The organism is Methylobacterium sp. AC690 (genome assembly GCF_979256535.1).
Window position 1 is genome coordinate 88579 of sequence record NZ_CEEDOX010000009.1, and the last position, 14363, is coordinate 102941.

Below are 14363 nucleotides of genomic sequence, written 5' to 3' on the forward strand. Positions count from 1 at the left end.
TCCTCGTCCGCCGCCATCGTTCTCAACCGCCTGAAGGATCAGCATGACCGAGATCATCGTCGAGGCCCGCACCATCATCACGGGCGTGCAGGACCGGCATACCCCGATCGTCCACGACAACGCCGCCGTGCTGGTGCGCGACGGCGTCCTCGTCGCGGTCGGCGATCCGGCGGCCTTGCGCGCCACGGCACCGGACGCGACCGTGCATCGTTACCCGCGCCACGTGATGCTGCCGGGCTTCGTCAACAGCCATCACCATGTCGGGCTCACCCCCCTGCAACTCGGCTCGCCCGACCACGCCCTGGAACTCTGGTTCGCCACCCGCATCGCCGCCAAGCGGGTCGACCACGAACTCGACACCCTTTATTCCGCCTTCGAGATGCTCGCCTCCGGCGTCACCACCGTGCAGCACATCCACGGCTGGATGGCGGGCGGCTACGAGCAGGTCCACGGCGCGGCCTCGCAGGTGCTCGGCGCCTATCGCAAGATCGGGATGCGCGCCTCCTACTGCTACGCCGTGCGCGAGCAGAACCGCCTCGTCTACGAGGCCGACGAAGCCTTCTGCGAACGCCTGCCCCAGCCCGTCGCCGGGCAGCTGATGGCGCATCTCAAGGCGCAGTCGATGCCCTTCGCGGATTTCATGACCCTGTTCGAGACCCTGAAGGCGGAGAACGAGGGCGAGCGCCTCACCCGGATCCAGCTGGCTCCGGCCAACCTGCACTGGTGCAGCGACGAGGCGCTGCAGACCCTCGATGCCACCGCGCGCAAGCACGGCGTGCCCATGCACATGCACCTTCTCGAGACCGTCTATCAGAAGGAATATGCCCGGCGCCGGACCGGCAAGACCGCCGTGCGGCACCTGCACGACCTCGGCGTGCTCGGGCCGCACCTGACCCTCGGGCACGGCGTCTGGCTGACGGCGGAGGATGCCGACATCGCCGCCGAGACCGGCACCTGCATCTGCCACAACTGCTCGTCGAACTTCCGCCTGCGCTCCGGCGTGGCGCCCCTCAACCTCTACGAGGCCAAGGGCATGACCGTCGGGATGGGCCTCGACGAGGCGGGCATCAACGAGGACCGGGATATGCTCCAGGAGCTGCGCCTCGTCCTGCGCGCGCACCGCACCCCCGGCATGGACGACGACGTGCCCACGTGCCCGCAGGTCCTGCGGATGGCGACCGAGCACGGCGCCAAGACCACCGCCTTCGGCCAGAGCATCGGCCGGCTCGATCCGGGCCGCTTCTTCGACGCGGTGCTGATCGACTACGACAAGGCGACCTATCCCTACCAGGACACCGACATCCCGATCCTCGACGCGCTGATGCAGCGCGCCAAGACGGGAGCCGTCGATGCGGTCTTCGTCGACGGGCAGATCGTCTACGCCGACGGCCGCTTCACCCGGGTCGACCGCGATGCCGTGCTCGCCGAGATCGCCGAAACCCTCGGCCGGCCGCGGACCCCGGAAGAGGTCGCCCGGCGGGAGCTCGGGCTCGCCGTCACGCCCCACGTCAAGGCCTTCTACGACGGCTACCTGCCTGACGCCCCGCGCCAGCCCTTCTACGCGCCGTCCTCGCGCACCTGATGGTCTGCCCACGCTCCGCCACGGAAACACGAGGTCCGACACGATGATGGGTCGAAAGCGGGCGGCGCTCATCGCCGCGGGGATCGGGGCCTGCACGTCCGCTGCGCAGGCCGAGAGCGCGTTGCGTATCGCCATGACGGCGACCGACATCCCAACCACCACGGGGATGCCGAACAACGGCTTCGAAGGCCTGCGTTTCCTCGGCTATCCGGTCTTCGAGCCGCTGGTGCAGTGGGACCTCACGCGCAGCGACCGGCCCGCGACCCTCAAGCCCGGATTGGCCGAGCGCTGGGAGCAAATGCCCGAGGACAAGCGGACCTGGCTGTTCCATCTGCGCGACGGCGTCGCGTTCCACGACGGCACGCCCTTCACCGCCGATGCCGTGCTGTGGAATCTCGACCGCTACTTCAAGGCCGACAGCCCGCAATACGAGGTGGCCGCCGCCGGCATCACGAAGACGCGTGTGCCGATCATCGCCGGCTATCGCAAGCTCGATGAGCGCACGGTCGCGGTCACGACGACCGTCGCGGCCTCGTACTTCCCCTACATGATGGTCTACCTGCTGTTCACCGCGCCGTCCTCGTTCGAGAAGGGCGGGCGCACCTGGGCCGGGACCGCGATGCTGCCGGCCGCCGGGACGGGACCGTTCCGGATCACGCGGGTCAGTCCGCGCGAGGCCGTCGATCTGGCGCGGTTCGACAGCTACTGGGACGCCACGCGCCGGGCGAAGGTCGACCGGATCCGGCTGATGCCGATCCCGGAGGCGAATGCCCGGATCGCCGCCCTGCGCTCGGGACAGGTCGACTGGATCGAGGTCCCGGCCGCCGACGGGATTCCCACGCTGAAGGCGGCGGGCTTCACCGTCACCACGGGCTCCTACCCGCATGTCTGGCCGTGGTTCTACAACATCGGCGCCAAGGACAGCCCGTTCCGCGATGTGCGGATCCGGCAGGCGCTGAACTACTGCGTGGACCGCGACGCGATCGTCGGCTTCCTCAACGGGACGGCCGAGCCGGCGGTCGGTTGGCTGAAGGCCGACGATCCGAGCTTCGGCGCGCCGCAGAACCATTACGGCTTCGACCCGGAGCGGGGCCGGGCCCTCCTGGCCGAGGCCGGGTACGGACCCCGGAAGCCCTTGGCCTTCCCGGTGATGATCTCGACCTCGGGCTCGGGCCAGATGCTGCCGCTGCCGATGAACGAATTCCTGCAGGAGAACCTGAAGCAGTCCTGCGGCGTCGAGGTGCGCTTCGACGTGGTGGAATGGCAGGTGCTCCTGAACGCCACCCGCGCCCTGCCGGATGCCGCGAGCCTCTCGGGTGCCATGGCGCTCAACGTGAGTTCGCCCACCTCGGATGCGGGCGTCATGGCCCGCTACTTCTCCTCCGATCGCTTTCCGCCGGGCGGCTTCAACTTCCCCAACTGGAAGGATGAGACCTTCGACGCCGCGCTCCAGCGCCTGTCGGACTCGACCGACCCGGCGGTGATCGCCGCGGCGACCCGCACCGCGCACGAGCGCCTCGTGGACGACCCGCCCTGGCTCTACGTCGTGCACGACCGCAATCCGCGCGCGATGTCGCCACGGGTGAAGGGTTTCATCCCGGCCCAATCGTGGTTCCTCGACCTGTCCCTCGTCAGCGTCCAGTAGGCGTTCCATGTCCGACCCGACCCATCTCGACGCCCTCTCCCTCGCCGAGGCGATCGCCGCCCGTCGCCTGTCGCCGGTGGACGCCGTCGCGGCGCACCTCGCCCGGATCGCCGTCCATGAGACGACGCTGCAGGCCTTCACGGAGGTCTATGCCGACGATGCGCGCCTCGCCGCCGAGGGCGCCGACCGGGCGATCCGCTCCGGTCACGCCGTCGGTCCCCTGCACGGGGTGCCGGTGGTGCTCAAGGACCTGATCGACCTCGCCGGCCGGATCACCATGGGGGGATCGGCCGCGCACCGGGCCCGGCGGGCGCGCACCACGGCCACCATCGCCCAACGGCTGATCGGGCAGGGAATGATCGTGCTGGGCAAGACGCACACCGTGGAGTTCGCCTATGGCGGGTGGGGCACCAACCCGCATCTCGGCACGCCCCGGAACCCCTGGGACCTCGCGGTGGCCCGCACCCCCGGTGGATCGAGCAGCGGCACCGGCGTCTCCGTGGCGGCCCGCATGGCACCCTGGGGGATCGGCACCGACACGGGCGGATCCGTCCGCCTGCCCGCCTCGTTCTGCGGGCTCACCGGGCTCAAGGTCACGGTCGGGCGCGTCAGCACCCACGGGATCGTCCCGTTGAGCGCCACCCTGGATACGCCGGGGCCGCTGGGCCGCTCGGTCGCCGACGTGGCGGTCCTCTATCGCGCGATCGCGGGACCCGACATCCTCGATCCCGCAACGCGCGGCATCGACCCGGTCGATCCGCTACCCGGACTGACGCGCGGCGTGCGCGGACTGCGTCTCGCCCACATGCCGAGGGTGGAACGCGAGGGGGTCTCGCCCGAGGTCCTGAGCGCCTACGACGCGGCCCTCGCGCAGTTCGAACGGCTCGGTGCCGAGGTGGTGGAGATTGCCCTGCCGTTCCGCTTCGCCGAGCTCACGAGCGTCCAGGCCAGCGCGGTGACCAATGCCGAGGCCTACTTCGTCAACGGCCGCCTTGCGGAGGACCCGGACGCTCCCCTCGGCGATGCCGTCCGGGCCCGCATCCTGGCCGGGGCAAGCGTGACCGCGCAGGATTATCTCGCCACCCAGTCCCTGCGCCGCGATCTCCAGCGCCGGTTCCTGGCCGCGATGGAGGGGTTCGACGCCCTGCTGACGCCGACCACCGAGACGGCGGCCATTCCCCTCGCTGAGGTCGACGAGGGGCACCTGCCCTCGCGCTTCACCCGGTTCGGTAACCTGCTGGATCTCTGTGCCTTGGCCTTGCCCGACGGTTTCACCGGGGCGGGCCTGCCGCTCTCCCTCCAGATCACGTGCCGTGGTTACGAAGAGGCCATGGCATTGCGGATCGGGCATGCCTATCAAACAGCCACCGCGTGGCACCTGCGCAGCCCCTCCCTGGCAGATACCAACGGTCCCGCGCTTCGATCGCCGCCCTGATGCGACGCCGTACGATGCCGTCCGGGCCGACGCGGCGTCGGTCGCGGGCTGCGGATCGCTCGAAGCCTCGCATGGCACGCGGTTCGCTCGCAGCCTCGCATGGCACGCGGTTCGCGGACCGCATCCCGATGGGCCGCGGGGCCGGGCCCGAGGAACTCGCCGACGCCATCGCCGTCCTGGCAAGCCACGATGCGCGTTTCGGCACCGGCGTGAACCGGCCGGTCGACGGTGGGTTGTCCGCCTCGAACGGCCAACCGCGCCAGGCCCGATCCCATCGCGCACCCCGGACATGCGCCGGTCCGCCGGGGCGGATGCCGCCTTCGGTCGGCGAAGCCCCGGGTCGGGTCGCCGATCGCCGGCGAAGCGACCCCCTCGAAACGGAGAACGACCATGGACGTCAGACGCCTCGGACATTCGGGCCTTCGTGTCCCCGCCCTGAGCTTCGGCACCGCGACCTTCGGCGGAGGGAACGACTTCTTCAAGGCATGGGGGTCGACCGACGCGGGCGGTGCCTCTCGCCTCGTCGACGTCTGCCTCGACCACGGCGTGACGATGTTCGACAGCGCCGACGTCTATTCGGAGGGGCTGGCCGAGGAGATCCTGGGCGCCGCCATCAAGGGCAAGCGAGACCGCCTGCTGATCTCGACCAAGACCACCTTCCCGATGGGCGACGACCCCAACGGCTTCGGCTCGTCCCGCCAGCATCTCGTCGACGCGGTGGACAAGGCCCTCAAACGGTTGGGCGTCGAGCACATCGACCTGCTGCAACTGCACGGGCAGGACTACAACACCCCGGTGGAGGAGACGCTCTCGACGCTCGACGGGATCGTGCGCTCCGGCAAGGTCCGCTACATCGGCGCCTCGAACTTCTCCGGTTGGCACCTGATGAAGTCGCTCGCGGTTGCGGACCGATACGGCTATCCGAGGCACGTGGCGCACCAGGCCTACTACTCGCTGCTCAACCGCGACTACGAGTGGGAGCTGATGCCGCTCGGGCGCGACCAGGGCGTCGGCGCCGTGATCTGGAGCCCCCTGGGCTGGGGCAAGCTGACCGGCAAGATCCGTCGCGATCAACCGCCGAAGCCCGGCACGCGGGCGCATGACATCGCCGAGACCGGACCGCACTACGAGCCGGAGCGCCTGTTCCGGATCGTCGATGCGCTGCTCGGCGTCGCCGCGGAGACCGGCAAGACCGTGCCCCAGATCGCGCTGAACTGGCTGCTCCAGCGCCCGACGGTGTCCAGCATCGTGGTGGGGGCGCGCAACGAGGAGCAGCTCATCGAGAACATCGGTGCGGTGGGTTGGAGCCTCTCGGCGGGACAGGTGGCCAGGCTCGACGCGGCCAGCGACGTGCCCCCGGCCTATCCGGTCTGGCACCAGCGCGGCTTCCCGATGTTGAACGAGCGCGGCTGACCGACGCGAACCTGGCAGGCTGGACGAACCCGACAGGCGGGACGACCCTGGCAGGCGGGACGAACCTGACCGGTATTTTGGACCGAGCTGATTGAGAGGCTACTGCATGGTGGCGGCCATGGGTAGCCGGAAGGTCAGGTCCGGGACGGTGACAGGCGCGGGCGGCCGGTAGTCCAAGGACGGATGCGGTCGAACGCGCTTGTGGGTATTCTGCCAAATCCCGATCACGGTCTGTACCTCCTTGAGCGAGTAAAAGATTTCTCGGCGTAGGCACTCGTCCTTCAGCTTGCCGTTGAAGCTCTCACAATAGCCATTCTCCCACGGCGATCCTGATACAATGGACTGGATCTGCGGGCCGGTTTTGGCGACCCATTTCCGCAAAGCCTTCGAGATCATCTCTGGGCCGTTGTCGCAGCGGATGTTGTCTGGCATGCCATGCAGGCACATCGCATCGGCCAGCGCCTCGATCACACCCAGACTCTTGATGCGCCTCGCGACCTTGAGCGCCAGGCAGGCGCGACTGTGCTCGTCGATCAGCGTCAGGATACGCAGGCTTCGCCCGTCATGGGTCTGACCCTGCACGAAGTCGAAGCTCCAGACGTGATGGCGATGGAGCGGCCGCAGCCGCACGCAGGAGCCATCGTTCAACCACAGCCGGCTTCGCGGCCGATGCTTTTGCGGAACCTTGAGCCCCTGACGACGCCAGATCCGCTGAACCCGGTCTTTCCCCACCTGCCAACCCACTGCCTGCAGCAGCGCGGTGACGCGGCGGTAGCCCTGGCGTCCGTGACGAAGACGCCAAGGCGACGATGGCGCGGGTCAGCGCATCCTCGTCAGCCGGTACCGTGGGCACGTAGCGTTGCGTGCCCCGGTGCTGGCCGACGATCCGGCAGGCGTGGCGCTCCGAGAGGCCATACCTCTCCTGGATCGCGTCGACTGCCTGCCGGCGTCGCTCCGGGGCTACAAGTTTCCCGCGGCGACGTCCGCCAGCACCTGACCCTCCAACGATAAGACAGCCACGAGCCGGCGCAATCGCGCGTTCTCGCGCTCCAGATCCTTCATCCGACGGGCCTGATCGATCTGCAGGTCGCCGTACTCCTTGCGCCAGCGATAGTCGCTTTGCTCGGAAATCTCGGCCTCCTTGCAAGCCAGCGCCAAACTCTTGCCCTGGGCCGTCTGCACCTCAATCTGGCGCAGCTTCAGCACAACCTGCTCCGCACCCGTCTTCTGACCTCGCTTCATGCCCAACTCCTTCAATCCTGGCTGATCCTCTCAATCAGCCCGGTCCAAAGCCAGCCGGTCAGGTCACTTCTGTGGCCGCCTCCCGGCGGAAACGCTGATCCCCCGTTTCCCGGCCGCATACGCGCTCGCCGTCCAAATTCCGGATCTCGTCCGTGTCGAGTGACGGCGCGCCATCGACGCATCACGGAGGAGCGGCCGTGGCACGTTCCCGGGATTGGACGGGCCGCGCTCGACGATCGTCGACGGGTCACCACCGATAGCTCACGGTTCCGGTGACGCGGCGGCCTTCGCCGTAGTTGCAGCCGACGAAGCCGATCAGCTGCGAGCAGGTGCCAACGAAGACGCGGTCGAGGAGGTTGTTGGCGGCCACCTGGAAGCGCCAGTTCTCGTACTGGTATCGCACCGCCGCATCGACCAGGAAGTAGTCCGGCACCCGGATGGTGTTCTGGACGTCGCCGAAGCTGGCGCCGACGTAGCGGAAGCCGGCGCCGAGGCCGAGGCCGCGGAACGGGCCCTCCTGTACGGTGTAGTCGGCCCAGGTGGCGGCGGTGAAGTTCGGCACCTGGATGGGGCGTCGGCCGACCGCGCTCAGGGCTCCGGCGGGAGGCTCGTCCTTCGTGACCTCGGCGCTCAGGACGGTCGCCGAGGAAATCAGCTTGAACCCGTCGAGCAGGTCCATGGTGGCCTCGGTCTCGAAGCCCTTCACCGAGATCTCGCCAACCTGATAGAACGCCTGCTGCAGCGGATCGGTGGGGTCGAAGGTCAGTGCGTTGGTCTTCTTGGTGTCGAACACCGAGAACAGGATCGAGCTCGCGGCCCCCGGCGGCTGGAACTTCACACCGGCCTCGAGGGTCTCGCCGCGCTCGGGCTTGGGCGGGAGGATGTTGTAGGAGGTCGGGATCACGCCGACATCCGGAATGGTCTGCGTCGTGCTCTGCTGGACGTAGACCGGCAGCACGTTGAAGGAGCGCGCCGCCGAGACGTAGGGCGTCAGGCCGTTGTCGAAGAGGTAGGACAGGCCGGCCCGGCCGCTGAAGGCCTGGGCATCCTGGTTCGCGCCGAAGACGGCGGGAATGGCGTTGGAGATTCCGGAGGCGTCGAGCTGCTGGCGCACGGCGTCGATCGGCGGGTTGGCGGCGGTCGTCTTCGTCGTCACCCAGTCGTAGCGGCCGTTGAGGCTGAGCACCCAGCGGTCGTCGAACTTGACCTGGTCCTGGGCGTAGAGTCCGACCTGCTCCTGGTCGATGCGCGCGAGCCGCGTCTGCGGCAGGGAGGCGACGCCGGTGCCGTAGACCGGGTTCAGGATGTCGAGGGGGCCGACCAGGGGGCCGGCGCCGAGGAGCGCCGCGGTCGGACCGCCGAACTGATTGCTCTTGTTGCTGACCTTGCTGTAGTCGACGCCCACCAGGGCGGTGTTCTTGATACGGCCGAACTGGGAATCGTTCTGGAGCTGCGTGTCGACGGTGAAGACGCCGTATTCCTCCAGCCAGGTCTGCGCCGAGCGCCCCAGGATGTTGGGCGCCGTCGAGCTGCCGTCGTTGGCGTAGACCGTGTTGTAGTCCGTCGAGGCATGGGCGTAGCGCAGGTTCTGGCGCACGGTCCAGGAATCGTCGAGCCGGTGCGAGAACTGGTACCCGCCCTCGAAGTGCTCGGCGAGGAAGCTGGAGAAATTCGGCTCTCCGAGGAAGCGGCTGCGCAGCTGCGCCCGATAGGGATTGCTGCCGTTGGTGTAGTCGCGCGGAATGGACCGGAACGTGTCGCCAATGCGATCCTTCTGATAGTTGCCGAGCAGCGTCAGGCTCGTATCGGCCGAGGGCGCGAAGGTGACCGCCGGGGCGATGTAGATCCGGTCCAGCGGCGTATTATCCACCTGCGTGCCGCCCTCGCGCAGGAGGCCGGTGACGCGGTAGAGGATCGTCTTCTCGGGATTGACCGGACCGCTCAGGTCGAAGCCGAACTGCTTGCGGTTGAAGCTGCCGTAGCCCCCGAAGATCTCGCGATACGGTACGGCAAGGGGCTTCTTGGTGATGAAATTGACGAGGCCGCCGGGATCGTTGAGCCCGAACAGGCCCGAGGTCGGGCCACGCAGGACGTCGATGCGCTCGACGCCGTAGGGCTCGATGGGGAAGCCCGAGAAGCTGGTCTGGGGCAGGCGCAGGCCGTCCTTGTAGATGCCGCGCTGGGTCTGGTCGAAGCCCCGGATGATGAGCTGGTCAAACCGGCCGTCCTGCCCCTGCGGCGAGGAGACCACGCCGGCGCTGTAGCTCAGCGCGTCGGCCAGGTTCTGGACCCCGCGATCCTCGATCTGCTTCTGCGTGACCACCGAGATCGACTGGGGCACCTCGCGCAAGGGGGTGTCGGTCTTGGTGCCGGTGCTCGACGTCGGGACGACGTAGGACGTGGCCGCCTTCAACGCGCTCGCGGTGCCGGCCGGGATGCCGGTCCCCGAACCGGCCACCGAGATGGTGTCGAGCTGGACCGCGGCGGTGCCGCCCGTGCCCTGCGCCAGGGCCGTGCCGCTCCCCAGGACCGGCACCGTCGCCGCCAGCGCGAGGGCGGAAACGCCTGCCGCGCCGATCCGGCGACCGGGACGCGCGGACCTGGAGGAGGCGGGACGGAGTTCGACCTGGATCATGGGGAATGCTTTCCGATGCCGATCTTGACGTCATGCAGCAGACGGGATCAGCGAGATCCGTCAAATCGGCACTTGCCGAACACTTCCGCGAATTTTGGAGGTATTCTAAGCAGGTAAACCTATCTTGCGGCGACAGGGTGCACATGCGGAAGGCTATTGATCAAGCTGACTCAGGGATTGTCTCGCATATTTCAATACGACGTTGTTGAATTAGCACATTTGTACTTTGTAATTAATAAAAAGACCAAGTTTTATCGCCGGGCCAGCAGCCACATCATGAAGGGCGCGCCCACGAGAGCGGCGACAAGGCCGGCCGGAAGCTGGTCGGGGAAGAAGGCCATCCGGCCGACGAAATCCGCCGCCACCATGATCAGCGCGCCGACGAGGGCGGAGCCCGCGAGGTGGGGTGCGGCCCGCGCCAGGCCGGCGAGCCGCGCCACCTGGGGAGCCACCAGGCCGACGAAACTCAGGGGGCCGGCGACGAGGGTTCCGGCTGCCGTGAGGAGGGCCGCCAGCGTCAGGATCGCGAGGCGGCTTCCGCGCAGGTTCAACCCCAGGGCCCGCCCGGTGGCGTCCCCCAGCGGCATCAGGTCGAGCCAGCGCACCACCAGGGGCAGGCAGGCCGCCCCGATCCCGAGGAGCACCACGGCCGCGACGGCATCGCCGGGTGCGACCCGCGCCGTGGAACCCGCCGTCCAGGCCCGCAGCATGACCACCGCGGGATCGCCGCTGATCATCAGGATGGTGAGCAGCGCGCCGAAGCCCGTGGTGAGGGCGATGCCGGCGAGCAGCATCTGCTCCGGCGCGAGGGCGGCCCGCCGGGCGAGCGTCAGGATCGCCAGGAGGGTGGCGAGCGCGCCGAGCCCACCCGCGCCGAGGAGCATCGCCCGGTCCGGCAGGGCGACGAGGAGGCTGACGGCGATGAGCCCGAACGCCGCTCCCGCGCTCACGCCGAGGACCTCCGGGCTGGCGAGCGGGTTGCCCGTGAGGCGCTGGACCAGGGCGCCGGCCAGCGCCAGGGTCGCGCCCGCAGCCAGCGAGGCGACGACGCGCGGCCAGCGCCAGGGCATCACCTCGGCCAGCCCGTCGCCGAGGCTGAGGACCCAGCCGCCGTCCTGACGGCCGAGCACCAGGGCGCCGACGGACAGGAGCGCCAGCAGCGCGCCCCAGGCCGCGATGCGGCGCCAGGGTCTCGGCGCGCGCGCCGCCGCCTCGGCGGCGTGATGGAGGCTCCCGACCCCGCGCAGGCGGGGCAGCAGCCAGAGCAGCAGTGGCACGCCGAGGAGGGCCGCGAAGGCGCCGGTCGGCAGCGAGACCAGGGGGCCGAGGGCCAGCACCACCGCATCGGTCAGCCAGAGCAGGGCCCCCCCGAGCAGGGGCGCGGCGATCAGCCGGTCGCGCAGGCGCCGGGTGCCGGTGAGCCGCACCAGGATCGGCGCGGCGAAGCCGACGAAGCCGATCACGCCGACGCCGCTCACGACGAAGCCGGCGAGCGCCACCGCGAGCACCAGGGCGCCGAGGCGGGCCGGCCCGAGGCCGAGCCCGAGGCTGCGCGCGTTGGTCTCGTCGAGATCCAGGAGCGCGAGCGGCCGGACCATCAGGGCCACGAGCCCGGCGGCGACCGCGAGGCGCGGCGCGAGGTAGGCCGGGGCCGACCAGTCGTTCATGGCCAGCGACCCAGCCCCCCAGACGAACAGGCCGAACAGGCGCTCCTGGTGCAAGATGACCAGGAGGGTCTGGATCGCCCCGCAGGTGAGCTCGATCACGAGCCCGGCCAGCAGCAGCCCGAGAGGCGCGAAGCCCCGGCTTCGGCCGAGGGCGAAGACCGCGAGGGCCGCGAGGCCGGCGCCTGCGAGCGCCACCGCCTCGTGCCCCTCCGCGAACAGGCCCGGGGCGAACAGGGAGGCGAGCGCCAGGGCCAGCTGCGCGCCGGCCGAGATGCCGAGGGTCGAGGGCGAGGCCAGGGGATTGCGCAGGACCTGCTGCAGCACGGTGCCGGACAGGGCCAGCGCCGCGCCGGCGAGCCAAGCGGTGGCGAGACGGGGCGCGAGGCTCTCGTGCAGGATGACCTGATGGATGTCGGTCCAGTCCGGGCTCCACAGGGCGGACAGGGCCCGCGCCAGGGGTAGGTCCGCCGTGAGGCTGCGCAGGGTGAGGAGCGTGGCCGCGAGGCTCACGGCCCCGATGAGCAGCGCCGTGCCGGAGGGGCGACGCGCGGAGGCGCCCGCGATGGCCCGCGCCTCAGCCACGCGGACACGTCTCCCGCTGTTGCTCCGCCATCAGCCCGGCAAAGCGCGCGATCGCCGGCAGGCCGCCGTAGAACCAGACCGGCGCCAGCACGGTGACCCGGTGATCGCGCACCGCCGGAAGCGTCTGCCAGAGCCGGCTCGATGCCAGGGCACGGGCGGCATCCGAGCGGATCGGCCCGATATGGACGATGCGGGCGTCGGGTGGACCGGCGGCGAGTTGCTCGATGCCGAGCACGGCGAAGCCGTAGGCGTTGGTCGGCCCGGTCCACGCATTGGCGAGGCCGAGGCGGTCGAGCACCGTCTGGAACAGGCTGTTGCGCCCGTAGACCACCACGTTGCGGTGATCGACGATCCAGACGAGGAAGACCGGTCGCCGATCGCCGGGGCAGGCCACGGCGGCGAGAGTGTCCAGCAGCGTCGCGGTGCGGGTCTCCAGGGCCTCGGCGGCGGCCTCGCGCCCGATCAGCGCGGCGATGCGCCGGGTTTCGGCCCGGGCCTGGGCGTAGGGCGTGCCGGCCTGGGCGTAGATCGAGACCGCCTCGGTCGGCGCGATCCGTCGGAGGAAGTCGCCCTGACTGGCGACCTGGAGGGGGTTGCCCAGGATGAGGTCGGGCTTCAGGCGGGCCAGGACCTCGAGATTCGGCTCCACGACGAGGCCCAGATCGGTGACACCCGCCGGCAGGGCGGGCGCCACGACGGTGCGGTTGTAGCCCTCCGGCTGGGTCACGCCGACGGGCACGACGCCGAGGCCGAGCAGCAGTTCCACCGCGCCCCAGTCGAGGGCGGCGACGCGGGGGGGCGCCGGTTCGGCCCGCGCCGGAAGCACGGCGGCGAGAAGAACGAGGATCCATCCGAGGACGATCCGGCGACGAGCCTCAGCGCGCATCGGCGGGGACCAGCCCGGCATGGCCGGTCTTGGGGGCGCGCTCGGGCGCGAGGCTCGCCTGGCGGAGGCTCGGGACGAAGGCGGCGAATCCGGCCGTCGCCGCGAGGCAGAGCCCCCCGCCCGCCACCAGGGCGAGGCGCACGGAGGCGAGATGCGCGCTGGTGCCCATCTGCATGCCGCCGAGCGCCGGGCCGAGGGTCTCCTCCAGCACCCAGAGGCTCGAGACCCGGCCGAGCATCGCGTCCGGCGTGGCGCGCTGGATCAGGGCGGCGCGCAGGATGCCGGCGAGGCTCGCGGCGGCGCCCAGGACGGCGAGGACGAGGAGAGCCGGGACGAGGCCGCCGACGAGGCCGAGCGCGAGGCAGGCGCCGGCCCAGACCGCCACGCAGGCGAGCAGCCAGCGCCCCGCCCGGGGGCTCGCCCCGGCACGGCCGGAGCCGAGGGCGCCGACCAGGGCGCCCACCGCGGGCGCGGCGTAGAGGAGGCCGAGGCTGTCGGCATCGCCCAGGACGGCGCGGGCGGCGAGTTCGGGCAGGAGCACGTAGGGCACCGCGAAGACCAGGGCGACGAGGTCGATGAGCAGGAGGCCGAGCACCAGGGGCGAGCGCAGCAGGAACCGGAGCCCTCCCGCCCGATCCGACGACGCGTCGCCCATTGGCGCGCCCCGCTCCGGCGGCAGGCGCGGCAGCCGAGCGAGGAGGATGGGCGTCAGGCCCGAGGCCAGCGCCACCCATCCGTAGCAGGCGACGAGGCCCATCCGCGCCGTGATCGCCCCGGCGAGGAACGGCCCCGCGATGGCCCCGGCCTGGGCCGCCACGGCGGTGAGGGCGGCCGCCCCGGCCAGGTGCTCGCGCCCGACCAGGGCCGGGGTCGCGGCCATCAGGGCCGGCATGCCGAAGCCGAAGGTCGCCCCGCCCACCACGGCCGCGGCGAAGATCGGCAGGATTCCGGGCTCGGGCATCGCCGCGTTGCCCATCAGGATCAGGATGGCGGCGAGATGCGCGGACCGGGACCACACCATCACGGCGCGTCGGTCGAAGCGGTCGGCGAGCCGGCCGCCGACGATCAGCGACAGGGCCATCGGCCCCGCCACGGCGGCGTTCAGCAGCGCCACCTGCAGGGACGAGTCCGTGAGTGCGTAGGTCTGCAGGCTGACGGCGACGCCGAGCACCCCGAAGGCCAGGAAGGAGGCGGCCCGCGCCGCGTAGAGCAGCCGGAAGCCCGGGCTCGCGCGCAGGGGCGCGATGTCGAGGAAGCCGGAGGCGGCCATCGCGCG

The 14363-nt window shown here is 70.4% G+C and carries 8 protein-coding genes and 2 pseudogenes; 5 read left to right on the plus strand and 5 right to left on the minus strand.

Translation table 11 applies throughout. The features are described 5' to 3' along the window. Window positions 1-43: 43 nt before the first annotated feature. The 5 genes and pseudogenes from AC0IY1_RS12305 (at window position 44) to AC0IY1_RS12325 (ending at window position 6075) form a co-directional block, all read left to right on the plus strand. Window positions 44-1582, plus strand: a complete 1539-nt coding sequence (locus AC0IY1_RS12305; protein WP_471769857.1) for an amidohydrolase family protein — start codon at window positions 44-46, stop codon at window positions 1580-1582. Between the two features lie 43 nt (window positions 1583-1625). Continuing rightward, window positions 1626-3227: an ABC transporter substrate-binding protein gene (locus tag AC0IY1_RS12310; protein WP_471769859.1), complete on the plus strand. Its 1602-nt coding sequence runs from the start codon at window positions 1626-1628 to the stop codon at window positions 3225-3227. A 7-nt stretch (window positions 3228-3234) separates the two neighbouring features. Continuing rightward, window positions 3235-4662 carry an amidase gene (locus tag AC0IY1_RS12315; protein ID WP_471769861.1) on the plus strand — a complete coding sequence of 476 codons (1428 nt, stop codon included), beginning with the start codon at window positions 3235-3237 and terminating at the stop codon, window positions 4660-4662. Window positions 4663-4733: 71 nt separating this feature from the next. Then, window positions 4734-4889, plus strand: a pseudogene (locus tag AC0IY1_RS12320) (SDR family NAD(P)-dependent oxidoreductase); the annotation flags it as partial. 163 nt (window positions 4890-5052) lie between these two features. Next, on the plus strand, window positions 5053-6075 hold the full coding sequence (locus AC0IY1_RS12325) for an aldo/keto reductase (RefSeq protein WP_471769862.1): 1023 nt from the start codon (window positions 5053-5055) through the stop codon (window positions 6073-6075). A gap of 99 nt (window positions 6076-6174) precedes the next feature. Here the strand turns inward: AC0IY1_RS12325 and AC0IY1_RS12330 are convergent. The 5 genes and pseudogenes from AC0IY1_RS12330 to AC0IY1_RS12350 all read right to left on the minus strand — a co-directional run bounded on the left by AC0IY1_RS12330 (window position 6175) and on the right by AC0IY1_RS12350 (window position 14357). Further along, window positions 6175-7317, minus strand: a pseudogene (locus AC0IY1_RS12330) (IS3 family transposase). Window positions 7318-7564: 247 nt separating this feature from the next. Then, on the minus strand, window positions 7565-9952 hold the full coding sequence (locus tag AC0IY1_RS12335) for a TonB-dependent siderophore receptor (RefSeq protein WP_471769864.1): 2388 nt from the start codon (window positions 9950-9952) through the stop codon (window positions 7565-7567). Between the two features lie 251 nt (window positions 9953-10203). Beyond that, window positions 10204-12201: a Fe(3+)-hydroxamate ABC transporter permease FhuB gene (fhuB, locus tag AC0IY1_RS12340; RefSeq protein ID WP_471769866.1), complete on the minus strand. Its 1998-nt coding sequence runs from the start codon at window positions 12199-12201 to the stop codon at window positions 10204-10206. Continuing rightward, on the minus strand, window positions 12194-13087 hold the full coding sequence (locus tag AC0IY1_RS12345) for an ABC transporter substrate-binding protein (protein WP_471769868.1): 894 nt from the start codon (window positions 13085-13087) through the stop codon (window positions 12194-12196). Before AC0IY1_RS12345 ends, fhuB begins: the two co-directional genes overlap by 8 nt. Then, window positions 13077-14357, minus strand: a complete 1281-nt coding sequence (locus tag AC0IY1_RS12350; RefSeq protein WP_471769869.1) for an MFS transporter — start codon at window positions 14355-14357, stop codon at window positions 13077-13079. The genes AC0IY1_RS12345 and AC0IY1_RS12350 overlap by 11 nt, the downstream gene beginning before the upstream one ends. Window positions 14358-14363 lie beyond the last annotated feature (6 nt).

Bases quoted from the DNA above. Each gene is read 5' to 3' on its own strand.
- AC0IY1_RS12305 (WP_471769857.1), top strand. From the start codon at position 44: ATGACCGAGATCATCGTCGAGGCCCGCACCATCATCACGGGCGTGCAG.
- AC0IY1_RS12310 (WP_471769859.1), top strand. From the start codon at position 1,626: ATGATGGGTCGAAAGCGGGCGGCGCTCATCGCCGCGGGGATCGGGGCC.
- AC0IY1_RS12315 (WP_471769861.1), top strand. From the start codon at position 3,235: ATGTCCGACCCGACCCATCTCGACGCCCTCTCCCTCGCCGAGGCGATC.
- AC0IY1_RS12325 (WP_471769862.1), top strand. From the start codon at position 5,053: ATGGACGTCAGACGCCTCGGACATTCGGGCCTTCGTGTCCCCGCCCTG.
- AC0IY1_RS12335 (WP_471769864.1), bottom strand. From the start codon at position 9,952: ATGATCCAGGTCGAACTCCGTCCCGCCTCCTCCAGGTCCGCGCGTCCC.
- AC0IY1_RS12345 (WP_471769868.1), bottom strand. From the start codon at position 13,087: ATGCGCGCTGAGGCTCGTCGCCGGATCGTCCTCGGATGGATCCTCGTT.
- AC0IY1_RS12350 (WP_471769869.1), bottom strand. From the start codon at position 14,357: ATGGCCGCCTCCGGCTTCCTCGACATCGCGCCCCTGCGCGCGAGCCCG.